This is a genomic window from Myxococcus qinghaiensis (assembly GCF_024198215.1).
In the GTDB taxonomy this organism is placed as follows: domain Bacteria; phylum Myxococcota; class Myxococcia; order Myxococcales; family Myxococcaceae; genus Myxococcus; species Myxococcus qinghaiensis.
Genome location: NZ_JAKCFA010000001.1, coordinates 195091 through 218967, shown reverse-complemented (window position 1 = coordinate 218967; position 23877 = coordinate 195091). Strand labels below are relative to the sequence as shown.

Annotated in this window: 21 protein-coding genes; 15 read left to right on the top strand and 6 right to left on the bottom strand. The window is 69.1% G+C overall.

Annotation, left to right across the window (positions count from 1 at the left end; all coding sequences use genetic code 11):
• Positions 1-97: 97 nt before the first annotated feature.
• Complete coding sequence (gene metG, locus LZ199_RS00905) at positions 98-2224, bottom strand: methionine--tRNA ligase (protein WP_253991719.1); 2127 nt, start codon at positions 2222-2224, stop codon at positions 98-100.
• A gap of 115 nt (positions 2225-2339) precedes the next feature.
• Between metG and LZ199_RS00900 the strand changes: the two genes are divergently transcribed.
• On the top strand, positions 2340-3146 hold the full coding sequence (locus LZ199_RS00900) for an NRDE family protein (RefSeq protein WP_253991718.1): 807 nt from the start codon (positions 2340-2342) through the stop codon (positions 3144-3146).
• Here LZ199_RS00900 and LZ199_RS00895 read toward each other — a convergent pair.
• From LZ199_RS00895 to holB, 4 genes are all read right to left on the bottom strand, one after another.
• Positions 3109-3666, bottom strand: a complete 558-nt coding sequence (locus tag LZ199_RS00895) for an AraC family ligand binding domain-containing protein (protein WP_253991717.1) — start codon at positions 3664-3666, stop codon at positions 3109-3111. The genes LZ199_RS00900 and LZ199_RS00895 overlap by 38 nt on opposite strands.
• 115 nt (positions 3667-3781) lie before the next feature.
• A complete protein-coding gene (locus LZ199_RS00890) occupies positions 3782-4246 on the bottom strand; it encodes a hypothetical protein (RefSeq protein WP_253991716.1) in 465 nt (154 codons plus the stop codon).
• A gap of 61 nt (positions 4247-4307) precedes the next feature.
• Entirely contained in the window at positions 4308-5627 is a 1320-nt protein-coding gene (gene holA, locus LZ199_RS00885) for a DNA polymerase III subunit delta (protein ID WP_253991715.1), read from the bottom strand.
• Positions 5624-6658 (bottom strand): DNA polymerase III subunit delta', encoded by a 1035-nt coding sequence (gene holB / locus LZ199_RS00880; protein WP_253991714.1) that lies wholly within the window; start codon positions 6656-6658, stop codon positions 5624-5626. Before holB ends, holA begins: the two co-directional genes overlap by 4 nt.
• A gap of 82 nt (positions 6659-6740) precedes the next feature.
• On the opposite strand from holB, the gene LZ199_RS00875 reads away from it, so the two are divergent.
• The 10 genes from LZ199_RS00875 to nadE all read left to right on the top strand — a co-directional run bounded on the left by LZ199_RS00875 (position 6741) and on the right by nadE (position 18855).
• Positions 6741-8234 carry a mechanosensitive ion channel family protein gene (locus LZ199_RS00875; RefSeq protein WP_253991713.1) on the top strand — a complete coding sequence of 498 codons (1494 nt, stop codon included), beginning with the start codon at positions 6741-6743 and terminating at the stop codon, positions 8232-8234.
• Between the two features lie 167 nt (positions 8235-8401).
• Entirely contained in the window at positions 8402-9082 is a 681-nt protein-coding gene (locus tag LZ199_RS00870) for a hypothetical protein (RefSeq protein ID WP_253991712.1), read from the top strand.
• A 170-nt stretch (positions 9083-9252) separates the two neighbouring features.
• Positions 9253-11655 carry an ABC transporter permease gene (locus tag LZ199_RS00865; protein ID WP_253991711.1) on the top strand — a complete coding sequence of 801 codons (2403 nt, stop codon included), beginning with the start codon at positions 9253-9255 and terminating at the stop codon, positions 11653-11655.
• Positions 11656-11841: 186 nt separating this feature from the next.
• Positions 11842-12705, top strand: coding sequence for a hypothetical protein (locus tag LZ199_RS00860; protein WP_253991710.1), 864 nt, complete (start codon positions 11842-11844; stop codon positions 12703-12705).
• 79 nt (positions 12706-12784) lie between these two features.
• Complete coding sequence (locus LZ199_RS00855) at positions 12785-13255, top strand: acyltransferase (RefSeq protein ID WP_253991709.1); 471 nt, start codon at positions 12785-12787, stop codon at positions 13253-13255.
• Positions 13252-13842 carry an acyltransferase gene (locus LZ199_RS00850; RefSeq protein ID WP_253991708.1) on the top strand — a complete coding sequence of 197 codons (591 nt, stop codon included), beginning with the start codon at positions 13252-13254 and terminating at the stop codon, positions 13840-13842. Before LZ199_RS00855 ends, LZ199_RS00850 begins: the two co-directional genes overlap by 4 nt.
• A 90-nt stretch (positions 13843-13932) precedes the next feature.
• A complete protein-coding gene (locus LZ199_RS00845) occupies positions 13933-14187 on the top strand; it encodes an acyl carrier protein (RefSeq protein WP_253991707.1) in 255 nt (84 codons plus the stop codon).
• 13 nt (positions 14188-14200) lie between these two features.
• The gene (gene asnB / locus LZ199_RS00840) at positions 14201-16177 is read left to right on the top strand and encodes an asparagine synthase (glutamine-hydrolyzing) (protein WP_253991706.1); all 1977 of its coding nucleotides are present in this window, start codon (positions 14201-14203) and stop codon (positions 16175-16177) included.
• Positions 16178-16259: 82 nt separating this feature from the next.
• Positions 16260-17837, top strand: coding sequence for a class I adenylate-forming enzyme family protein (locus tag LZ199_RS00835; protein ID WP_253991705.1), 1578 nt, complete (start codon positions 16260-16262; stop codon positions 17835-17837).
• 22 nt (positions 17838-17859) lie between these two features.
• Positions 17860-18855: an NAD(+) synthase gene (gene nadE, locus LZ199_RS00830; RefSeq protein ID WP_253991704.1), complete on the top strand. Its 996-nt coding sequence runs from the start codon at positions 17860-17862 to the stop codon at positions 18853-18855.
• Positions 18856-18913: 58 nt separating this feature from the next.
• Here the strand turns inward: nadE and LZ199_RS00825 are convergent, their stop codons facing one another.
• The gene (locus LZ199_RS00825; RefSeq protein WP_253991703.1) at positions 18914-19906 is read right to left on the bottom strand and encodes a hypothetical protein; all 993 of its coding nucleotides are present in this window, start codon (positions 19904-19906) and stop codon (positions 18914-18916) included.
• Between the two features lie 166 nt (positions 19907-20072).
• Here LZ199_RS00825 and LZ199_RS00820 point away from each other — a divergent pair, with 166 nt between their 5' ends.
• From LZ199_RS00820 to LZ199_RS00805, 4 genes are all read left to right on the top strand, one after another.
• On the top strand, positions 20073-21530 hold the full coding sequence (locus LZ199_RS00820) for a C39 family peptidase (protein WP_253991702.1): 1458 nt from the start codon (positions 20073-20075) through the stop codon (positions 21528-21530).
• A gap of 82 nt (positions 21531-21612) precedes the next feature.
• On the top strand, positions 21613-21819 hold the full coding sequence (locus LZ199_RS00815; RefSeq protein ID WP_253991701.1) for a hypothetical protein: 207 nt from the start codon (positions 21613-21615) through the stop codon (positions 21817-21819).
• A gap of 133 nt (positions 21820-21952) precedes the next feature.
• Positions 21953-22708: a hypothetical protein gene (locus LZ199_RS00810; protein WP_253991700.1), complete on the top strand. Its 756-nt coding sequence runs from the start codon at positions 21953-21955 to the stop codon at positions 22706-22708.
• A gap of 21 nt (positions 22709-22729) precedes the next feature.
• The gene (locus LZ199_RS00805) at positions 22730-23425 is read left to right on the top strand and encodes a tetratricopeptide repeat protein (protein ID WP_253991699.1); all 696 of its coding nucleotides are present in this window, start codon (positions 22730-22732) and stop codon (positions 23423-23425) included.
• The last annotated feature ends 452 nt before the right edge of the window (positions 23426-23877 follow it).

The window sequence follows — 23877 nt, the reverse complement described above, 5'->3', positions numbered from 1 at the left end:
CTCGCTGCCCGGCGGCCTCGGCCCCGGACCCGTGAAGGGGGAATGGCCCCAGACACCACTGGTGGGCGGAGCACCTTCGCTCCGCCCCACCAGCCCATCACTTCACGTCGCTGCCCGGCGGGACATTGCCAGGGTCCAACAACGACAGGTCCTTGCCGCCGGGGCCCGCCGTCAGGAGCATCCCCTTCGACTCGATGCCCTTCAGGCTGCGCGGCTTCAGGTTCGCGACGACCACCACGTTGCGCCCGACGAGCGACTCGGGAGCGAACGCCTCGGCGATTCCGGAGACGATGGTGCGCGGACCGCTCGCCTCACCCACGTCCACGGTGAGCTTGAGCAGCTTGTCCGCCTTGGCGACCTTCTCCGCCGCCAGCACCCTGCCCGACTTGAGCACCACCTTCGCGAAGTCCGCGTACTCAATCTCCCCCGAGCCGGCGGCCTCCGTGGCCCCCGCGCCCGAGGAAGCCTGCGTGACAGGCGCGGGCTCGGCCGGCTTCTTCTCGGCCTTCTTCTCCTTGCCCTCGGCCTTCTTCGCCTCGGGCGCCGGCGCGGCGGCGACAGTCCCCTCCGGCGTCACGATGATGGCGTTGACGCGGTCCTCTTCCAGTCGCGGCAACAGCGGCTCCGGGGTGCCGATGGGACGGCTGCGATCCAACAGCGGGTACTTCGCCCCCTCCAGCGCCTGGAACGTGAGCGGCTCCGCGCCGAGCTGCGCGAAGAGCTTCTCCGACAACCGAGGCGTCACCGGCGCCAGCAACGCGCCCAGCAGGTACACCACGTCGGCGGCGTCGGACAGGTCCGCGCGCGCGGCCTCCGCGTCCTTCTTCACCAGGGCCCACGGCGCCGCCGTCTGCACGAAGGCATTCGCCGCGGAGGCGATGTCCGTGATGACGCGGATGGCGTTGCGGTACTCCAGCTTCTCGAAGGCCTCGCGAACCTCGGGGATGCGGGCGAGCACGGACTCCACCAGCGCGCGGCCCGGACCCTCGGACCGACCCGGCGCCAGCTTTCCGCCCAGCGGCCCGGCCAGCAGCGACAGCGCGCGGTTGGCCAGGTTGCCCACGTTGTTCACCAGCTCCCCATTCACCCGCAGACGGAAGTCCTTGAGGTTGAGGTCCAGGTCCTCCACGCCCGCGCCCAGGTTGGCCGCGTAGAAGTAGCGCAGGTAGCTGGGGTCCAGCTGGTTGAGGTAGTCGCGCACCGGCACCATGGTGCCGCGCGTCTTCGACATCTTCTCCCCGTTCACCGTGAGGTGGCCGTGGACCTTGATTTCGCTCGGGATATGCAGGCCCGCCACCTCCAGCACCGCGGGCCAGAAGAGCGCGTGGAAGTAGACGATGTCCTTGCCGATGAAGTGGACGATGCGCGCGCCGCTGTCCTTGGCCCAGTAGTCCAGCGCGCTCTTCGCCTTGCCCGTCTCCTTCGCCCACTTCTCCGTCGTGGCGATGTAGCCGATGGGCGCATCCAGCCAGACGTAGAAGTACTTGTCCGTCTCGCCCGGAATCGCGAAGCCGAAGTAGGGACCGTCACGGCTGATGTCCCAGTCCGCCAGCCCCTTCTCGAAGAAGCCCTGCAGCTGCGTGGCGAGACCAGGGTGGATGAAGCCGGGCTTGCGCAGCAGCGCCTGCAGGAAGTCGGCGTGACGGGACAGCTTGAAGAACAGGTGCTCGGACGACTTGCGCACCGGCGGGGTACTGCACAGGGAACAGCGCGGGTCGATGAGGTCCGTGGGGCTGTACGCCTTGCCGCACTTCTCACAAACATCGCCGTACTGGTCCACCGACTTGCAGTTGGGACAGGTGCCCTTGATGAAGCGGTCCGGCAGGAAGCGACGGTCCGTCTCGCAGTACGCCTGTTCGACGTCCTTGCGCTCGATGTCGCCCTTCTCCTTCAGCCGCCCGTAGATGAGCTCCGCGTACTGACGGTTCTCCGGCGAGTTGGTGGAGTGGAAGTAGTCGAAGCGGACATCCAGGTCCTGGAAGTCCTTCTGATGCTCGTCCTGGAACCGGGCGATGAAGTCCTCGGGCTTGAGGCCCTGCTTCGCCGCGTTGAGTTCGATGGGTGTGCCGTGCGTGTCGTCAGCACAGAAGTAGACGACGTCCTTGCCGCTGGAGCGGAGGAAACGGACGTAGATATCGGTCTGGATGTACTCGACGGCGTGCCCGATGTGGAGGGGGCCGTTCGCGTACGGAAGTGCACTGGTGACGAGGATTCTCTCCGCCATGGACTCTCCTGGGGGCGGCGGACATTAGCCGCTCGGTGGGCCGAGGTCATCGACGGCGTGGGGGCCGCGAGCACGAATGCAACGCGGTGCCGGGAATGTTATCGACCCGAAACGCATGTGCACCATCATCATCCTTCGCCAGGTCCATCCTGAGTGGCCGCTGGTGCTCGCGGCCAACCGGGACGAACTCCTCGCTCGTCCCGCGACGGGCCCACAAGTCCTGCTCGAGTCTCCCCGGACCGTGGGGGGACGTGACGTGGAGCGCGGCGGGACGTGGATGGGGGTTACTAACGAGGGCCTCTTCGTGGGCCTGACGAACCAGCGTGGCGGACAGGCCGGGGGCCCGGCCCCCCGCTCGAGGGGAGAGGTGGTGCTCCAGGCCCTCGCCGCCGGCACCGTCGAAGGCATCGAGCGCTACCTGGACACCCTCTCGGGCACGGACTTCCTCCCCTTCAACCTCCTGTATGGCGACGCGCGGACACTTCGGGTGGCCTATGGCCGGCCCGGACAGTCCCGGCTTCGACGCGAGGACGTCCCGCCGGGCATCCACGTCCTGCCCAACGACGTGCTCGACTCCGCGGAATTGCCCAAGGTCCAGCGGGCGAAGACGCTCGCCACGGGACTGGTGCTCCAGCCCTGGCCCCGCTTCGAGGAAGGCCTGAAGGCCCTGCTGGCGGACGAGGCGCTTCCGCCCCTGGAGTCCTTGCCCGCACAGCTCTCCGGAGAGTCGTTCCCCCCGGACTTCCGCCAGCGGCTCCAGGCGCTGTGCATCCACACGCCGGCCTATGGCACGCGCTCCTCGGCCATCGTCGCCCTCGCCCCCGGGCGCGTGGGGCACTACCTGACGTCGGAGACGCGCCCCTGTGACGGTCCCTGGCGAGACGTCACGGCGATGCTTGAGACGCCGCATTCCCCCGCCTGAACCCCGCCTGTCCCGTCTCCAGTCGCGACAGCAGGGCCGACAGCAGGGCCCACAGCCGGGGCTCCTTCAAGAGTCCGGGAGCCCGCAGCGCGCGGTGCAGCGCCACGAAGTCCCGCGCCACCTCGGGGTCGTCGAGCACCGCGCCGCCCCCGAGCAGCAGCTCCTCCGCGGGAGGCTCACCCTCCACCTCCTGCACCGCCTGTCCCGAGGGAGCAGCGCCCCTCAGGTACGCGGCCGGCACCAGCATTCCGTAGGACACCCCGGGCCGCCCGCCCTCGCCGCGCAGCGCGTGGACCTCTCCCGGAGGGATGACGACCAGGCTCCCGGGCGGCGCCATCAGATTCGCGCCCCCACATGACACCTGCTGGACATGTCCGGCATCCAGGGTGAGCTGAAGCTCGTCATGGACGTGCAGGGCCTGCGAGGTCGCTCGACCGCTCACCCGGTACAGCACCAGCCCTGGATACGACGCCGGGCGCCAGACCTGCGCCGTCGCATATCCCTCCCACTCCGTCACCATGTGCGCTGCTCCCGCCCCGTCACGCACGGGTGACACGAAAGCTAGACGCGACGAAGGGTCCCCACACGTGGCCGCGCGGTCATGGGTCGATGTCCGCTGGAGGGCACTGCCCGCCTCAGCGCGGCGAGACGGGCGCGGGCTCGCCCACCAGGACGCGTGCACGGCCGTCCATGGTGAGCGTCACCTCTTCCACCGTGGCGAAGCCCCCCGTGCCGCGCGCCAGCTCGGCCAGGTGTCGCATCCACGGGTTGTAGGGCATGCCGTTGTCGGAGCAGCAGGGCACCACGGCGAAGGGCAGGCCATGCCGGGCCGCGTACTCGATGATGACGCGCGTGGCCCCGTCGGGGTGCATGCCCACCACCAGCTCCGCGTCGCACGGCTCCTCCAGCGTGAAGATGCGCTGGGCGTACGTCACCGGCAGGTGCTTGTGGCGCAGGTCGAAGGTGGTGACGGCCCGGCCACGCCGGGTCAGCGCCTCGTTGAGACGCCCCTGCCCGCCCGCGACGTCGAAGACGCGAGGGGCCACGAAGCGCGACACGATGAAGTCCGCGAAGAGGTCGAAACGACGCTTGTCCGCCATACGCGGCCTCCTCTACCCGAGCCGGACGCCAAGTGCACGTCCCCGCCGCCCGCCTGGCCCCTCAGGCGCCGAGGCACACCGTGGCCAGCAGTCGCTCGATGACGAGCCGACCGTTGCCGGAAGACTTGAGGGACAGGTCCGCCTCCGCGCACGCCACCAGCGAGCCCAAGAGCTCCTTGCGCTCGTACCCGGCGGCGGCCTTCATGCTGAAGGTGAGCGCCCAGGCGTTGGGCATCTTGCGCCGCGTGCCCTTCAGCTCCACCTCCAGCTTGGGGAACACCCGGGCCTCCACGTCCTTCGCGGAGCGCGGCGGGGTGCCCCCGGCGTAGCGGAACATCCACTCGTGGGCCTCCAGCAGGCCGCGCACGATGGAGGCCACCGCGCCCAGCAACTGGAGCGCATGCGTGCCCTGCCCCATCGCGTCCTCGGCGTAGGAGAGCGCGCCACGGAAGTCCCGCTTCTGGAGCGCTTCGGACAGCTCGAAGAACTCCTCCTCGCGAGCGTGGTGCACCAGCGACACGACGTCGGAGCGCTCGATGGCCGGCCCTTCCGAGTACGTGGCCAGCTTCTCCAGCTCCGACTGCAACAGACGGATGTTGCCGCCGACGCGCTCCTTGAGTTCCTCCAGCGCGCCCGGCCCCAGCTTCTTCTTGAAGGGCGCCAGGAACTCCTTGGAGATTTCGGAGAGGTCCAGGTCCTTGTGGCGCGCGGCCACCTTGCGCTCGACGACGTGGCCCTTGTCCTGCGCCAGCTTCAGCAGCGGGTTCTTCGCGTCCACTTCCGTGGCCGCCATCACCAGCGAGTGCCCCGCGGGGACGCCCTTCTGGATGAGGTCCATCAGCACCGTGGCGTCGCCCTCCGGCGCGGTGATGCGCTCCTCCTTGCAGAACGCGGCGGCCTCCTTGAGGAAGGCCACGTCCGCCTCGGCCAGGTCGACGTTCAGCTCTTCCTTCCACTGCTCCACCGATGGAGCACCGGACGAGGACGGGTCCAACTTGTCCACGCCCCAGCCCGCGCGCGCGGCCAGCGCCAGCAGTCGCCGGGCGCCTTCCTTGCGCTTGCCCGCCTTCCACGCCTCGCGAGCCTTGGCCAGTGGATCTCCCCGGCCCTTCTTGGGCGCGAGGAACTCCGGGTCCCTCACCACGACGACCTTGCGCCCGGGGAACAGCGGCATGGTGGCCAGCTCCTGCGCCACCTCGCGCGGGCTGCCCGCGTCCAGCGTGACGAGGTTGAGCCCCACCGCCGCGTCGGGGACCAGCAGCTTCACCAGCTCGTCGGCGCCCTTGCGGACCAGGTACTCCTCGCCCCACAGCAGATACAGCGGAGAGACCTTCCCGGCCTTCACGCCCGCGAGCACGTCCTCCAGCAGGTCCTTGCTCATCGCGCGGTCTCCGTGAACAGGTCGATGAGCATGCGCTCCAGTTGCAGCCGGGGCGCGCCGTTGCGAGCCACCGCCGCGCGAGCCGACTCCAGCAGCGAGTGACGGCGGTGCAGCCATGCATCGGAGATGCGCGAGGCCACCTCCACCGCCAGCGCGCGCAAGTCGCGATTCGCCAGCGAGTCCTCTCGTCCGGCCCTCACCAGCGCCACGTCGCGCGTCCACAGCACGAGCAACTCCAGCGTCGCCTCCGCGTCCTCGCGCGAGCCACCATGCTCGTCGGCGAAGCGCAACAGGCCCACCGCGTCCTCGCCGCGCAGGGACTCGAAGGCGGTGACGACGTCCTTGCGCCGCGCCAGCGCCTCCACGTCCAGCGCCAACGCGCGGCCCAGGCTGCCACCGGCCATGATGGCCGCGAGCTGGGCTGTGTCCGCGTCCAGCTTGCGCACGGTGCGCACGCGCTCGGCGACCAGCTCCACCGAGAGCGGACCGAAGTGCACCTTGCTGCACCGGCTGCGGATGGTGGGCAGCAGCTTGTCCATCGCGTTGGCCACCAGCACCAGCGTGGTCTCCGACGGAGGCTCCTCCAGCGTCTTGAGGAACGCGTTCTGCGCCTGCACGTTCATCGCCTGCGCGGAGATGATGATGGCCACCTTGCGACGGGACTCCAGGCCACGCAGGGCCAGCCGCTCCTGGAGGTTGCGGATCTGCTCCACCCGCAGCTCCCGGCTCGGCGTCCCCGTGAAGTCCGAGCGCCCCGCCAGTCCCCGCGACACGCGCTCATCGTCCGGCATCACCCAGGTGACGTCGGGATGGAGGCCCTTCGCCACCCGCACGCAGCTCGCGCAGGCGCCGCAGCCCACGTCAGGCTGCTCGGGGCAGGTCAGTGCCTGGGCGAGCCCCACGGCCGCCAGCTCCTTGCCCACCCCCTCCGGCCCAGCGAAGAGATACGCATGGTGCACCGCACCACCGCGAAGTGCCGCCTGAAGTGAATCAATCGCGCGGGGCTGTCCCAGCACCGATGCGAGCGTCATGGCGCGTGTATCCCTGCTTGCGCGCCACGCGTCAACCGCTGCCTTGACCCCTCGGGCGAGCGCGAGTCAAAGTCAGGGGCCCTTGCTGCCTTTTCTCCAGAGCAATCTGTCGCTGGCCGTGGGAGCGTTGCTGGTCCTGGTGCTCCTGGGGACGCGGGCCACGAGCCAGGACCCGGACCTGAAGCGGGACCTGACGGGCGCCCTGCGGCTGCTGGTGATGTTCCTGGCGCTGCGGGTCGCCGCCTGGGCGCTGCCGCACACGACGCCCCCGGGGCCGCTCAAGGCGCTCCAGGTCGCGTGGATGCTGACGTTCGCCTTCGGCGTCATCCGCGCGGGCGTGGGCTTCGGCCTGAAGCTCCTCCGGCTGCGCTCGTCGTCCGTGGGGACGCCGAAGATTCTCCGCAACGTCATCGACTTCCTGCTCTACACGCTGGCGGCCGTCCCCATCTTCCAGACGCAGCTGGACCTGGACCTGACGGGGCTCGTGGCCACGTCCGCGGTGCTGTCGGTCGTCATCGGCCTCGCGCTCCAGGAGACGCTGGGCAACCTCTTCGCGGGCCTGTCGCTTCAGTTGGACAAGCCCTTCGAGGTGGGCGACTTCATCCGCATCGGCGAGCACACCGGGCGCGTGGCGCAGGTGAACTGGCGCTCCATCCGCATCATGACGTTCCGCCGCGAGCTGGTGACGCTGCCCAACTCGATGGTGGCCAAGGAGCAGCTCAAGACGTTCTCCCAGGACCGGGAGCCGGTGGGCGTGGACACGCAGGTGCGGGCCTCCTACGACACGCCGCCCAACGTGATGAAGGCGGCCCTGCTGGACGTGGCGCGAGAGATTCCTCAGGTCCTGGTGGACCCCGCGCCCATCGCCCGCACGCTCGCGTTCGACGAAGCGTCCGTCCGCTACATGCTCCGCTTCTTCGTGAACGACTTCTCGCTCGCGGATGCGGTGACGGCGGAGGTCCACACCCGCCTGTGGTACCGGCTGCGACGCGACGGCGTGGAGGCGCCCGTGCCCCACCGTGTGCTGCGCATCCGCGAGGACGTGCCCAAGCCGGAGCTGCCCGCGCACACGGTGCTGAGCCTGCTGCGCGCGGTGGACCTCTTCCAGCCGCTGGCGGACGCGGACCTGGAGCGGCTGGGACAGGAGGTCCACGTGCGGCGCTTCGGCCGGGACGAGCACGTCATCCAGGAGGGAGACGACGGCCGCACCTTCTACCTGGTCGCCTCCGGCAAGGTGAGCGTGCGCGCGGGCAAGACGCAGGCGGAGGTCGCCCAGCTGGGACGAGGCGACTACTTCGGCGAGATGTCGCTGCTCACTGGAGAGAAGCGCGCGGCCACCATCGTCGCCTTGGAAGACGCGCTGCTGCTCGAGGTGGACCGGCCGACCTTCGCGCGGCTGTTCGCCGAGCACCCGGGACTGGCCCGCCAGCTCTCCGCCATCCTGGCGCAGCGGCGCACCCAGCTCCGGGCCGTCGCGCAGGCCAGCGGCGCCAACACGGACCCCATCCCCGCCGAAGTGGGCCGGATTCTGGGGCGGCTGCGCCAGATTTTCGGGCTCCACGCGTCGCACGAGTAGCCCCGCGGACCCGTGCCCGAGGGGGCCGTTTCCGCCCCGGTTGGGCCCGCTCGCCCTACCCGCCAGGGGGTGCATCTTCCGGCGCCCGCGAGCCCCTCCCCGTCAGAGGGAATGTCAGACCCCTCCGGTAGTATCTCTTCATTCCCGCTACCGGAAAGGAAGTCGACATGACCACCCTTCGTGAGACCCCGTGCGTTTCCGTCAACCAGTTGGGCCAGTACCTCACCGGAACGCCGTCCCTCCGCAAGCGCATCATCCACGGGCAGCGCAACCCGGTGGACCCGCAGTACCTGCGTTATCCCGCCGCCGCCCAGGCCATCACCGAGTACCTCTGCGAGGGCCGTGACGAGGTCATCCTCCGCTATCACCAGCGGCGGCTGCTCAACGCCCAGCCGGACTCGGACTTCGACGCGCACCGGCTGGCCCTGTGCGCCGAGGCCCTCCAGCGCTGCCTCCTCGCCGCGGACGACCTGGCCTCGTGCGCCATCGCCAGTCCCGCGGACATGGACCCCGCGCCCCTGGAAGTCGCTGGCGTCTCCGTCAAGGTCCGGCCGGAGGTGCTGCTGCGCGGCGTCGATGCGCGCGGGCAGATGCGCTCGGGCGTGCTGAAGCTCTACTTCTCCAAGCACGTGCCGCTGGATGAGCGCGCCGGCCAGTACATCGCCACCGTGCTCCACCGCTTCGCCGAGGAGCGCCTGGAGCAGCGCGGCCCCGTGGACCCTCGGCTCGTGGGCGTGTTCGACGTGTTCGCGGGCCGGCTCTTCATGGCGCCCAAGTCGCAGCAGCGCCGGCTCAATGACGTCCTCCTCGCGTGCGAGGAGATCGCCGGCTGCTGGAACCGGAACTGACGGACCGCCGGCCCCGCCCGTGCCCACATCGGCGCGGGGCCGGTGTTCATTTCCGGGACGCGACTTCCCGCATCCGCGAACGCACTTGGGGGAAACCCCTGTCACCCCCTGGGAAGCCAGGGGTTTTCCTCGCGGGTGAAGCTGGCACGGCCTTCGCTTTGAGGGCCGCCATGGACTCGCTCCGGCAGGATTTCCGCTATGCGCTGCGCACGCTGAGGCACACCCCGGGCTTCACCATCGCCGCGGTGGTGACCCTCGCGCTGGCCATCGGCGCGAACACCGTCCTCTTCAGCGCCATCCACGCCATGCTGCTGCGGCCCCTGCCCTTCCAGGAGTCGGAGCGGCTGGTGCGCCTGTGGTGCGAGCAGGAGACCATCAAGGAAGCCTCGGTCTCACCGCCGGAGCTGCTCGGCTGGAGGGAGCATGGCCGGGGCTTCACGGAGCTCGCGGGCTTCACTCGCCGGGACTTGAGCCGGACGGGCGGCGACGTCCCCGAGCGCGTGCGGGCGGGCCGCGTCACCCCCAACTTCTTCAAGCTGCTGGGTGTCACCCCCGCCCAGGGGCGCGCCTTCCAGGAGGAGGACGCGCAGCCCGGCGATGCGTCGAGCGTGGTGGTGGTGAGCCACTCCTTCTGGAGCAAGTCGCTCGGCGGCGCCGCGGACGCGGTGGGCAAGCCCCTCTGGCTGGACGGGCGCTCGCACACGGTGGTGGGGGTGCTGCCGGAGGGCTTCACCTTCCCGGAATTCAACGAGGACGCCGACGTGTGGCAGCCCATCTGGTTGAACCCGGAGGCGCATGGCAACCACTTCATGAACGTGGTGGGGCGGCTGGCGCCGGGCATCACCCCGGAGGCGGCGACGGAGGACGTGCGGCGGGTGGCGCTGGCCATCGCCCGCGTGGAGCCGGGCGAGAAGCCGCATGGCGTGACGACGGCGCTGTGGCAGGCGCACCTCACCTCCAGCACCCGCCCGGTGCTGTGGACGCTCTGGGCGGCGGTGGGCTTCGTGCTCCTCATCGCCTGCGCCAACGTGGCCAACCTGCTCCTCGTGCGCGCCCTGGCGCGGCAGCGGGACGGGGCCATCCGCGCCGCGCTCGGTGCCAGTCGGGGCCGGCGGATGCAGCAGGCGCTGGCGGAGAGCGTGCTGCTGGGCCTGTTCGGTGGAGTCCTCGGCCTGCTCTTGGTGATGTGGGGCATGGAGCTGGTGCGCGCGCTCCTCCCCCAGTCGATGCTGCGCCTGGCGCCCGTGGAGCTGAGCGTTCCGGCGCTGTTGTTCAGCCTCGCCCTCTCCGTGGGAGCCGGGCTGCTCTTCGGACTGGCGCCCGCGCTGCACACCGCCGGCATGGATGTGCTGCCGCTCCTGAAGCAGTCGGGGAGCTCGGTGGGCGCGCGCGCCAACCACCCCCTGCGCAACGCGCTGGTGGCGGTGCAGCTGGCCCTGGCGCTGGTGCTGCTGGTGGGCACCGTGCTGATGGTGCAGACGCTGCGCAACGTGCAGGCGGTGGACCCGGGGTTCGACGCGGAAGGCGTGCTGACGGCGCGGCTGTCGGTGCCAGACCTCAAGTACGGGACTCCGGACCGGCTGCGGGGCTTCTACGGCGAGCTGCTGGAGCGCCTGCGCGCGCTGCCCGACACGGAGGCGGTGGGCCTGGTCAACGACGCGCCGCTGGGCGGCACCAACTCCAACGGCGACTTCGCGCTGGAAGGAGCACCCGACCACTCCACCGCGCGCTACGTCGCCGAGTACCGCGTGGCCTCTCCGGACTACTTCCGCGCCATGCGCATCACCGTGCGCCAGGGCCGGGAGTTCGGTCCCCAGGACTCCGCGAAGGGCGCTCCCACCATCATCGTCAATGAGGCCTTCGTGCGGACGTTCCTGGGCGGCGGCGAGGCGTTGGGGCGGAGGGTGCGGGTGGACTGGAGCGACAATCAGCCCTTCCGGGACATCGTCGGCGTGGTCGCGGACGTGCGCCACTGGCGGCTGACGGAGCCCTCCACGCCGGAGGTCTACCTGCCCTACGAGCAGTTCCCCCTGCAGACCATGTCCGTCCTGATGAGGACGCGCCGCGAGCCGGCGACCCTGGTGTCGTCGGTGCGCCAGGAGCTGAAGGCCGTGGACGCCGAGCAGCCCATCTATGACCTGGCCCCCTTCGCCAGCCGCCTGGACCGCCAGCTCTCGCGCCCCTTGGCCACCGCGCGCCTGCTCGCCGCCTTCGCGTTGCTCGCCGTCATCCTGGCCGGCGTGGGCGTCTACGGCGTCATGGCCTACGCGGTGGGCCAGCGCACCCGGGAGCTGGGCATCCGCCTGGCATTGGGCGCGCATCCCCGACAGGTGCTCGGGCTGGTGATGCGCCAGGGCCTCCAGCTCACGGCGGTGGGCGTGGGCGTGGGCCTGCTGGCCGCCTTCGGCTGCATGAGGCTGCTGGCCACGCTGCTGTACGGTGTGAATGCAAACGAGCCGGGCGTCTTCCTGGGTGTTGCCGTGGCGCTGGCGGCCGTGTCGCTCTTGGCCACGTGGTTCCCCGCACTGCGCGCCAGCCGGGTGTCGCCGTCCGTGTCGCTGCGCTCGGAGTAGCTCCGCCCTCCTGCTCGCCCTGAGACTGGGCGTGACAGCAAGGCCGCCCGAGGCGCCCTTCCCATCTGGGGCCCATGGGGTGACTTCACCCCACCGGCCCCTCGTCGGGCGGCGGGGAGCGGACCAGCGGACGTCCCGGACGGTTGGCCCTTTGACGCTTGGCGATGGAAGGGTTTAAGAGTCCGCATGCACTTCGACTGGACCTTTCTGGTTCGCGTGAGCGCGCTGGTGTTGCCCGCCATGCTGCTCATGGTTCTGCATGGCGCGACGGCGAAGGCCGTGGAGACGAGCGCTCCGCTGGAGAAGCTGGCGAGCCGCCGCATCTTCTTCGGGCACCAGTCGGTGGGTGGAAACATCCTCGACGGGGTGAAGCAGATTCCCGCCTCCTCGCAGGGGCTGGCGCCGCGCGTGGTGGAGGTGAAGAACCCCACGGAGTCGCTGGCGCCCGGCACCCTGGCCCACGCCATGGTGGGACAGAACGAGAAGCCCGAGTCCAAGATCGCCGACTTCGAGCGGATGATGGACGCGGGGCTTGGGAAGTCGACGGACGTGGCCTTCTTCAAGTTCTGCTACATCGACTTCAACGGCGCCACGGACACGCGCGCGCTGTTCGAGAAGTACCGCGTGGCGATGGAGGGCCTGAAGGCGCGCCACCCGGGCACCACGTTCGTCCACGTCACCGCGCCGCTCACCACGGTGCAGCGGGGCGCCAAGGCGTGGCTGAAGGAGCTGCTCGGCCGTCCGGTGTGGGGCATCGCCGAGAACGTGCAGCGCGAGACGTTCAACGAGCTGATGCGCAAGACGTACGGCGGCAAGGAGCCCCTCTTCGACCTGGCGCGGCTGGAGTCCACGGCGCCCGACGGCACGCGGGAGACCTACGAGCTGAACGGGCAGACGTGGCCGGCGATGGTGCCGGGCTACTCGGACGATGGCGGACACTTGAACGCGACGGCGCAGGCGCGCCTGGCGAAGGAGCTGCTCAACTTCCTGGCGGGCCTGCCCGCGCCCGCGGTGCAGCCTCCCATCCCCGCCGTCCAAACCACGCCGTGACATGACGCCGTTACGCCAATCACTGTCACGCGAGCTTGGGGGTCTCCTGTCCCGCCTGAAGTTGAGGCGTTGTCAGGAGGTGGGGGACTCGCCCACGGTGCTGGGCCGCGTGTGGATTCACGGCGCGGGCCGCGTGCACGTGGGCTCCCGGGTGGTGCTGGATGGACGGCTGGCGCCCATCGAGCTGCATGCCATGTCCAGCGACAGCCTCATCATCCTGGGAGACGACGTCGCCATCGAAGGTGGCGCCTCCCTGGAAGCGCTGAGCTCCATCACCGTGGGTCCGGGCGCGAGGCTGGGAGCCTTCATCAAGGCGATGGACAACCAGCACCACCCGCTGAGAGGCAACCGCCACGAGCGGCCTCCGTCGGTGCCGATGGTCATCGCGGAGGGGGTGACGGTGGGCAGCCGCGCCATCCTCCTGCCGGGCGCGCAGCTCCAGAAGGGCTGCACCGTGGCGCCGGGCACCGTCATCTCGCGCAAGATTCCCGCGGGGGTGACGGTGGGCGGCGCGCCTGCCCGGGTGTTGCGCAGGGAGGTGACGGGATGACGTCGCGAATGCCGTTCGTCCGGGTGCCCGCCGTGCTGGCCCAACTGGAAGCGCTGCGCAAGTCCGTGGAGCCCCGCGCCCAGCGCGCGGTGGCCATGGTGCGCGCCCGGTGGCTGTTCCGCGACGTCCAGTCGCTGGGGCACAACGTGGCCGCGTACGGGCCGCTGTCCGTGCACAACGCGGGGGAGATGGTGCTGGGAGACCGGCTCACCTTCGTGGGCGGGATGCTGCCCAGCTCGCTCGTGTGCCATGCGGGCGCGCTGCTCACCATCGGCGAGGAGACCCAGTTCAACTACGGTGTCTCGCTGGAGGCGTGGAAGTCGGTGAGCGTGGGGGCCCGGTGCATGTTCGCGTCGTTCGTGCGGCTCGGGGACCGGGACGGACACCACACCGCGCCCATCGTCATCGAGGACGACGTCTGGGTGGCCCATGGCGCCATCATCATGCCCGGGGTCCGCGTGGGGACGCGCTCGGTGGTCGCCGCCGGCAGCATCGTCACCCAGGACGTGCCGCCCGACACGCTGGCCATGGGCAATCCCGCACGCAACATGAGCCTGGAGCTGGTTGCTCGCGACACAGGCAGCTGAGCACCTCAAGCCTTTGTTCCGGGTGCGTCTTCTTCACGCCCGGATTGTTTCCGAACCCATCCACCGTTTTTCCAGACAGGACTTCCTACCGTGAGCATTCGTGAACGCATCCGTACCTTCATCGTCGACACGTTCTTCGTGGACGAGTTCGGCGACGACGACTCCTTCCTGCGCAAGGGCCTCATCGATTCCACGGGGATGATGGAGCTGGTGGCGTTCGTGGAGCAGGACTTCGGCATCAAGCTGGAGGACAAGGAGCTGGTGCCGGAGAACCTGGACTCGCTCACGCGCGTCGTCGCCTTCGTCGAGCGCAAGCAGCAGCAGCGCCTGCCGCAAGCAGGCTGAGAGCGAGCGCGCCATGTGTGGAATCGCTGGCTTCACCTACCCGGCGGGAGGGGGCGCCGGGGCCGCGCGGGCGGAGTCCGCCGAGCGGCTGCGCCGGATGACGGCCAGCATCCGCCACCGGGGGCCGGACGCGCAGCGGGCCCTGCTGCTGGACGGCGTGGCGCTGGGCCACACGCGGTTGTCCATCGTCGACCTGGAGGGCGGACACCAGCCCATGCGTGACGCGGCGACGGGGCTCACCGTCGTCTTCAACGGGGAGATCTTCAACCACGTGGAGCTGCGCGAGCAGCTCGCGAGTCAGTACGCCTTCCGCACGCGCTCGGACACGGAGGTCATCCTCGCGGCGTTCCTGACGTGGGGCATCGACTGCGTGCGCCGCTTCGAGGGCCAGTGGGCCTTCGCGCTGTGGGACCCGCGTGACGCCACGCTGTGGATGTCGCGCGACAGGGTGGGCATCTGCCCGCTGTTCTACTCGGAGCTGCCCGGTGGGCACCTGGCGTTCGGCTCGGAGGCCAAGGCCCTGTTCGCCAGCGGGCTGGTGACGCCGTCGCTGGACGCGCGCGGGCTCAAGCAGACCTTCCAGCTCTGGTCGCCGGTGGCGCCGCGCACCTCGTTCGAGGGCGTGCGGCTGTTGCCCCCCGCGCACTCGGCGCGCTTCCGCGCGGGGACGCTGGAGACATTCAGGTATTGGGATTTGGACTTCGGCGTGGAGCCGAGCACGGCGAGCGACGCGCGCATCCAGGAGGAGCTGGGCGAGGCGCTGGAGCGCGCCGTGAGGCTGCGGCTGCGCGCGGACGTGCCGGTGGCGGCGTACCTGTCGGGGGGACTGGACTCCAGCCTCCTGTGCGCGCTGGCGCAGGGACAGTTGGGCGGGACGCTGCGGACATTCTCCGTGGGCTTCGAGCGCGCGCGCTTCGACGAGCGCCAGCACCAGGCCACGGTGGCCCAGGCGCTGCGCACGGAGCATCGCGTGGTGGAGATGCGGGATGGCGACATCGGCACGCTGGTGCCTGGCGTCATCTTCCACGCGGAGCAGGCGATGATGCGCTCGGCGCCCGCGCCCTTCCTGCGGCTGAGCGAGTGGGTGCGGGAGAACGGCATCCGGGTGGTGCTCACCGGAGAGGGCTCGGACGAGATGTTCCTCGGCTACGACCTCTTCAAGGAGACCAAGGTCCGGCAGTTCTGGGCGCGGCAGCCGGCGTCGAAGTGGCGGCCCCTGCTGTTGCGAAAGCTCTACCCCACCCTGGCGGTGAGCCAGCAGAACGTGGAGCTCTTGCGCGAGTTCTTCGGCATGGGGCTGGAGGACCCAGGGAGCCTGGGCTTCTCACACCTGGTGCGCTGGTCCAACAGCGGTCGAATCCTCCGCTTCCTCGCGCCGGAGTTCGCGGCGAGCGTGGTGGATGAGGACCCGATGGCCTCGGTGCTCGCGACGGTGCCGAAGCACGTGGCCATGTGGAGGCCCCTGGCGCGCGCGCAGTACCTGGAGGCGAAGACACTGCTATCCGGATACCTCCTGTCCGCGCAGGGCGACCGCATGCTCCTGGGCAACGCGGTGGAGGGGCGCTTTCCGTTCCTGGACACCTCGGTGATGGAGCTGGCGGCGAGAATCCCCGAGCGGGTGAGGCTCAAGGGGCTGGACGAGAAGCACGTCCTCAAGCGCTTCGCCAAGGGCCGCGTTCCCGAGTCCATCCTGGAGCGCAGCAAGTTCCCCTACCGCGCGCCCATCGCCGGAGCGCTGGTGGGACCGGAGGCACCGGCGTGGGCCAAGGAACTGCTCGCGCCCGAGGCCGTCGCGAAGGTGGGTGTCTTCGACGCGCGCAAGGCGGAGCGACTGGTGGCCAAGCTGCGTGCGCCCAACTCGACGGAGAGCGAGGCCGACACCATGGCCCTGTTCGCCATCGCGTCCACGCAGTTGCTCGCACAGCACTTCCTCACCCCGCGTCCATTGCCGCAGGCCGATGTGGACGCCGTGGTGCTGGAGGCCGCATGAGCGCGACGGACTTCGCACCCGCGTGGGTGTCTGGCCATTCCGGGCACCCGACAGCCGCTCCTTCCCTGGGACGGGAGGCCGCATGAGCGCGACGGACTCCGCACCCGCGTGGGTGCTTGCCCATGCGGAGCGCACGCCGGACGCATCTGCCGTGGACTCACCGTGGACGCGGCTCACGTATCGACAACTCTCCGAGCGGATGCGCTCCCTCGCGGGGCATCTGCACGCGGCTGGAGTCGTGCCCGGAGACAAGGTGCTCATCGCCCTGCCCTTGGGCTCGGCTGGCGCGGTGGCCGCGCTCGCGGTGCAGTCCCTGGGCGCCTGCGCGGTGGAGCTGGACCGGGAGACCGGAGCGACGTCGGCCGACGCCATCCTCGCGCAGACGGGCGCACGACATGCCTTCATCTTCGGGCAGGACGCGCGCAAGTGGACGGGCAAGCCGGGCCTGAGCCACCTGTACGTGGTCCACTCCGCGCGACCACCGGAGCGGATGCTCCAGGCGCTGTCACCTGCAACGTGCACATGGGTGCAAGAGGACGGAGCGCTCGACGCGGACGTGAAGGTGACGCCGCTGGACACATTGCCCTCGACGTCCGCGCAAGCCCACGCATCCATCGTCTACACGTCCGGCAGCACCGGCACGCCTCGCGGTGTCATCCAGACCTTCGGCAACATCGCCGCGAACACGCGCTCCATCGTCGAGTACCTGGGACTCACTTCGCGTGACAGGGCGCACCTGGTGCTCCCCCTGCACTACTGCTACGGCAAGAGCGTGCTCCAGACGCACCTGCTCGTGGGCGGCTCGGTGTTCCTGGACCCGCGCTTCATGTATCCGCAGGTGGTGCTGGAGGCGATGGCCGCCGAGAAGAGCACCGGCTTCGCGGGCGTGCCGCTCACCTTCGAGCTCTTGCGCAGACAAGCCGGCGCGGAGGCGCTGTCGAAGCTGCGACTGCGCTACGCGACGCAAGCCGGCGGAGGCATGTCCCCGGACACGATTCAGTGGACGCGCGACGCGCTCTACCCCGCCGAGCTGTACGTCATGTATGGCCAGACAGAGGCCACCGCGCGACTCAGCTACCTGCCGCCCACTCGAGCCTCCGAGAAGGCCGGTTCCATCGGCGTGGCGATTCCCGGCGTCGAGCTGCGCGTCGTGGGCGAGGATGGCAAGGCGCTGCCGACTGGCGAGACAGGCCACCTGGTCGCGCGCGGCGCCAACGTGACGCCGGGCTACCTGGGCGACCCCGAGGAGACCGCGGCCATCCTCAAGGATGGCTGGCTTTGGACCGGCGACCTGGCCTGGAAGGACGCGGATGGCTTCATCTTCCTCGTGGGTCGCGCCAAGGAGATCCTCAAGGTGGGGGGCCACCGGGTGAGCCCCGCGGAGATGGAGCATCAGCTCGCGCGGCACCCGGCGGTGCGAGAGGTCGCGGTGGTGGGCGTGCCGGATGCCCTGGGTGGCGAGGCGGCGTGCGCCGTGGTGGTGCTCCAGGAAGGCGTCGCGGTGAAGGAGGACGACCTGCGGCGCTTCTGCAGGGAGTCGCTGCCGGCGCACAAGGTGCCCAAGCACGTGGTGTTCGTGGAGGCGCTGCCGCGCGGGCCCAGTGGCAAGGTGCTCAAGGCGGAGCTGCGCACTCAATATTCGTCGATCGGTTCTTCGTGAAGGGTTTGAGAGGGGTCCACAAATGAAATTCTCCAAGCAGGTGCTGGAACTGGATTGGGAGGCGAAAGCCACCGAGCTGTCCGAAGGGCTGCGCGAGACGGTGACGAAGAAGCTGCGCAAGCGCGGCCTCGTGGTGGCCATCTCCGGCGGCATCGACTCCGCGTGTGTCGCGGCGCTGGCCGTGCGGGCACTGGGTCCCGAGCGAGTCTTCGGCATCCTCCTGCCGGAGAAGGACTCGAGCGGGTGGAGCTCGCAGCTGGGCCGCAAGCTCTGCGAGAAGCTGGGAATCAAATACCAGCTCCACGACATCGCCCCCATCCTCGAGGCCGCCGGCTGCTACCGGCAGCGCGACGAGGCAGTGCAGTCCGTCTTCCCGGAGTTCACGCCCGACATGAAGTGGAAGATTGTCATGCACGGCGACCGGCTGAACACGGACGCGGTGAACTTCTTCTACGTCGTGGTGCAAGTGAATGGCGAGGAGCGCCGCTTCCGGCTGTCTCCCCAGGCCTATACGCAGATTGTCGCCGCGACGAACTTCAAGCAGCGCACGCGGAAGATGATGGATTACTTCCACGCGGACCGGCTGAACTTCGCGGTGGCGGGCACGCCCAACCGTCTGGAGTATGACCAGGGCTTCTTCGTGAAGCTGGGCGACGGCGCCGCGGACGTGAAGCCCATCGCCGGCCTCTACAAAACCCAGACATACAACCTGGCGAAGCACCTGGGCGTCATCGACGAAATCACCAGCGGCGAGCCCACCACCGACACGTTCAGCCTTCCCCAGTCGCAGGAGGACTTCTACTTCTCCGTGCACTACTCGCAGCTGGACTTGCTGATGTGGGCCAAGAACCACGCGGTGTCCACGGACGAGGCCGCACAGGTGATGGGCCTGACGCCCACGCAGGTGCAGCGCGTCTACGACGACATCGACCAGAAGCGCCGCAGCACCGCCTACCTCCACTCGCCGCCGCTGCTGCTGGAGAAGGTGCCGGAGCTGGAGCCGTACAAGCTCGGCTGAAGCCCAAGCCTCGCGTGGACGGGAAGCACCCTCGCCTCCCGTCCCTCGCGAGTCGGGACTACTCCTCCTCGCAGACCTCGGCCTGCACCGGGATGCCCTTGCGCGCGTCGTCACGCACGTAGAGCGCGCCTTCGCGGAAGTAGTCCTTCCCGCCCTGCAGGTGAATCACGTTCCGCTTCGCATCCGCCACCGTCCACTTCAGCGTCTCACTGGCTCCACCCGGGAAGGCCACCTGCAGCGTCGAGCCGCCGCGGGCCTCTGGCTTCACGGCCTTCACCTGGCCGGTCATTTCATCCTGGCCGAAGTCGACGAGAATCGAACCGGAGGCCGCCAGCGTCACCGAGGGCGTGTTTGCCCCGCACCACTCTTCGATCATGTAGCCCTTGCCCTTGCGCCGCACCTGCACCCAGCGGCCCACGAGCGCCTTCACGTCCACGCCCTCCGCGCTCGCCGTCGCCGCGCCCGCCGTGGGGAGCGGGCAGTCCAGGTCCGAGGACCGGAGCTGCCCCACCAGCGTCTGCTTGCCCCGGAGGACGCGCACGGGCACCACGTCCGGCGGCGGCGACACCGCGTACACCTGCACCGCGTCACCCGACGCCACCGTCGTGGCCTGGTTCGAGCCATCCACCGTCTTCAGCGAGGCCTGTGCCGCCTTCACCTTGCACGCCAGCAGCGCTGAAGAGGCAGTGCGCGTGAAGGCGTCCTGTCCGGACCACCCCGCCCCGCAGCACCCCGTCCCCGGGCCCTTCAACACCAGGCGCTCGGATTCCAGGCTCAGCGTCCAAGTGCCTCCCGGTTGAAAAGTCGACAGTGTCCAATCCTTGGCGGACTTCTTCCGCACCGACAGGGTGCATTCACATTCACCCATGCCGCTGCCCTGCGGAAAAGTTGACTCGTATTGGACGAGCGTCTGGTTGTCGCCCTCGAGGACCACGAGGGTGCCGCCCTCCCTGGCATAGACGCCGGAGAGGGCCTGAGGCTGCGCGGCGGCAAGGGTGGCCCATAGACACAATGACGCGCCTGTCACGAGGCCGTAACGCAGTGCATTCATTCGCGACTCCTTGTGCGAGCTTCGCTGGAAATCGAGCCAGTCCTAGCTGGGGCGCCCCCTGGAAGTCAGTCAAATCCGTGGGGGGTGTGGCAACTCTGATTCTCATCGTCCGACAATCCGGACATCAGTTGTTCCCACACCCCTCTTTCTAAATCGCGGAGCGCCCATGTCCCCCCGCATTGAAGGTCGACAGCAGACGTACTCGCCCACCTCGGCGCAAGCCGCGGGTCTGCCCCAGGGCCGAGACGCGCAGCTGAACCTCCAGCAGCTCTGGCCGTACATCGAGAAGTACGCGCAGAAGTACGGCGCGGACCCGAAGGTCCTGGCGGGCATCGTCGCGCAGGAGTCGTCGTTCAAGAACCACGGCGTGCACCGCGACGGCACGGGCCACGGGCTCATCGGCCTGGATGACAACGGCCTGCTGCCCTCGTTCGAGAAGTGGTCCGGCATGCAGGTGGGCCGCGGGGCGAACGCGCAGACGATTCCGCCCGAGAAGCAGATGGAGTTCCTCGCCAAGACGATTGGCGATTTGACGAAGAAGCACGGCAGCAGCCTGGCCGCCGCGCGCGAGTGGCACCGGGGCGCGGGCAACATGAACGACGCTCGGGGCTACGACTACCAGAGCAAGATCCAGAACCACATGAACAGCCTGTTCCCCGGCGGCAAGACGCCGAGCGGGACGAACACCAACGTGCCCGACAGCACGGTGACGGGCGGCAACAACACGCCGGGTGGCAACAACACGCCGGGCGCGAAGCCGGGTGTGGCGCCGAACCAGGCGGACCCGCGCAAGCCGGTGGGTGAGTCGGATTATCAAATCAAGAAGGGTGACACGCTCTGGGGCATCGCCTCGAAGCTCAAGAGCCAGGGCATGCAGGGCTCGCACTGGGATGTCATCAACCAGATTCGCGAGATGAACCCGAAGATCACCAACCCCAACCTCATCCTCGCGGGTGACTCGCTGAAGCTGCCGGGTGTCGCGGGCAAGGATCAGAGCACGTACACGCCGGGCACGAACAAGCCGGGGCCGGTGGACCTCAATCCCAAGCCCACGGGCCCGCAGGCCACGGACGGCGCCGCGCCTGTCACGGGTGACGGCCGCGTGGACCCGAGCAAGGTTCCGCAGATCAGCCAGTACAACCCGGCCGGGAAGAACGGCGCGTACACGAATGGCCCGGCGAACTGCGGCCCCACGTCGATGGCGCAGATTGCGCGCGCCTTCGGCTATGGGAAGGACATGACGGACGCGCAGCTCATCAACCACCTGGGCAAGATTGGCGGCACGTCGTCCAACGGCACGGGCGTCAACGGCATCGCGTCCATGGCGAAGGCGATGGGCAAGAACGCCGTGACGAAGGGCCCCGGCGCCAACGTGGAGTGGATTACCGAGCAGCTCAAGGCGGGCAAGCTGGTGGTGGCCAACGGCGACTACCACGCCATGCCTCCGCACCAGAACGAGGGCCGCACGTCCGGCCACTACGTCACGGTGGCCGGCATGGACTCGAAGGGCAACTTCATCGTCCGGGACCCGGCCGATGCCAATGTGAAGACGATCACGCCGGAGCAGATGCGGCACTTCCTGAGCTCCAACCCCAACGGTGGCTATCAGATGGCCATCGGCTGATGTGGCGGGAGTGAAGTAGGCTTGAGCGCGGACCGACACTCCCTGGGTGCCGGTCCGTTGCGTTTCCACACCCCGAGGTTTCGTGATGACGCAGAGCAACCCGACGCACACCTGCCTCTCCTGCAAGAAGACCGAGGGGGGCGAGGTGATTGGCTCCACCTACACGTCCACGGGCGAGAACGGGATGATCGTCCGCTTCTGGATGTGTGATGCGTGCGCCCTGAAGATGGGACCTGACCAGGGCCCCATCGACATGGACGCGCCGGCCGGGGCCGCGCAGCAAGGCTGAGACGAGCCCTCGCGCGGGGCGAGGAGCCGCGCGAGGGCCCGTACCGGTGGGTGGCCTGGGGCCCACACCGGGGTGGAGCACGGGCGGCGGGCGGGGTATGGAATACGACGTCCCTGCCCCCGTCGGAGAAGTCATGAACAAGCTCCTTGGCCCTGTGTCCTTCGTCCTCGCCTCGGCCGCGCTCGCGGTGGCCCTCTGGGCCCCAGGGCGTACCGAGGCGCCTTCCGCCTCCGAGCAGCCCGAGCCCGTGGCCGCCCTGCCCGCCAGCCAGGAAGGCCTGGAGCGGCGCATCCAGGCGCTGGAGGACACCACGCTGAGCCTGTCCCGGCGCCTGATGGAGGTGGAGCGGCGGCCGGCGGGGACGGGAGGCGACGGGGGTGGCGCGGCGCCCGCGCTGACGGCGGAGTTGGATCAACTCCGCGCGGAGGTGCGGGGGCTGATGACCGGGGAGACGCTGAGCTCGGAGGGTGGCCGCGAGGCGCTGAAGGACGCGATGCGTTCGGTGCAGGAGGAGATGCGCACCGAGCAGTTCCGCTCGCGGCAGGAGGAGTGGATGCAGGCGCAGGTCCGCTCGACGGAGCAGCGCACGGAGCGAATCAAGCGGCTCGTGTCCGAGGCGAAGCTGAACTACTCGCAGGAGCAGGAGCTGACGCGCCGACTGGAGGCAGAGGAGACCACGCGCAACGCCCTGTTCGAGGAGGTGCGCACCGGCGCGAAGAACCCGCGTGAGATTCGTCAGGCCTTGCGCACGCAGCGCGAGGAGACGGACCAGGCGATGAAGGCCCTGCTCGATGAGGAGCAGCGGGCCAAGTACAACATCATGCGGCGCGAGGAGCAGATGAACTCCCGGCCCCGTGGACCTCGTGAGGGTCGGTCTCAGGATCCGTAGTCTGAGGTTGGGAGCGCGGGCATGTGGCGGCAAGATGCGCCCATGCCCACGGTGCTCCTCGTTGTCGTCGCGACATTGCTTGCCACCAACGAGGCGCCTCGGGAGTCACTCTCGCTGGCGGAGATGGCTGCGGACCACTGTCTGTATCAGGTCGCGCTGAACATCCTCGTGAAGTCCCCCTCCGCCGAGCAGGAGTCCCGAAATGGGAAGCTGCTCAAGGCACGTCTGCTCATTCAGCTCAGGAGGGGTGAGGAGGCCATCGGGATTCTCCAGGCACTGGAGACCTCGAGCAGCCGCGAGGAGGAAGCAGACCGGCACCTGGCGCTCGCCCTCGCGCAGAGCGCCGCCGAGAAGCTTGGAGCGGCGGAGCAGTCACTGGACCGCGCGGCGAAGGCAGGGGCGGACCGGGACCTCGTCGAGAGCGCAAGGGCGGGACTTCGCATCCAGGCGAAGCGCTTCGCGGTCGCGGAGAGAATGCTCCGTGCGGTGCTCAAGCGCTCACCGCTGCTGTCGGGAGCGCTCTACAATCTGGCGGTCATCCGTGTTCAGCAAGGCGATCTCGCCGAGGCTGCGGCCCTGGTGCGGCAGGCCTGGCACGCGGGGCTGCAGGACCCGAATGAACTCAAGAATGACCCCGACCTGAAGAAGCTCAGGGAGACAAAGGGGCTCATCGATGACCTCCTGTCCGCGCAGCCCGCGAGCTGTGGAACCTACTGATTGAACGCGGGTCGCCGCATCGGACTCGGATCATAGGCAATACCCTGGCACTGATTGGCCTCCGAATCAGCATTGCGCCACAAACACACACAGGCAGTGATAACGCCTGTCGCCCCAAGCGGTTGGACCATGATGAATTTCAGCCCAAGCGCTTTAATTCAGCACACACAAAATCCATTGACTTATTCTGAACAGATTGAGTTTATCTGCCTTGGAAGTTGGGAGGATGGATATGCGTGTGGGCATTGAATGCAGGCAGACCCTGGGATTGTGGCTTCTGCTGAGTCTGGCGAGCTGCGGGGAAAGCGAGACTCGGCGTGAAGCAAGTGCAGCCCAGCCACCGCCCATCCTGACGGAGCATCGAGCCACGAAAGCCGGCTCAGGGCAAATGGCGGTGGGGGAGAACTGCGCGAGTGGCTCACACTCCGACTGCGCGTCCGGCCTGTGCATCC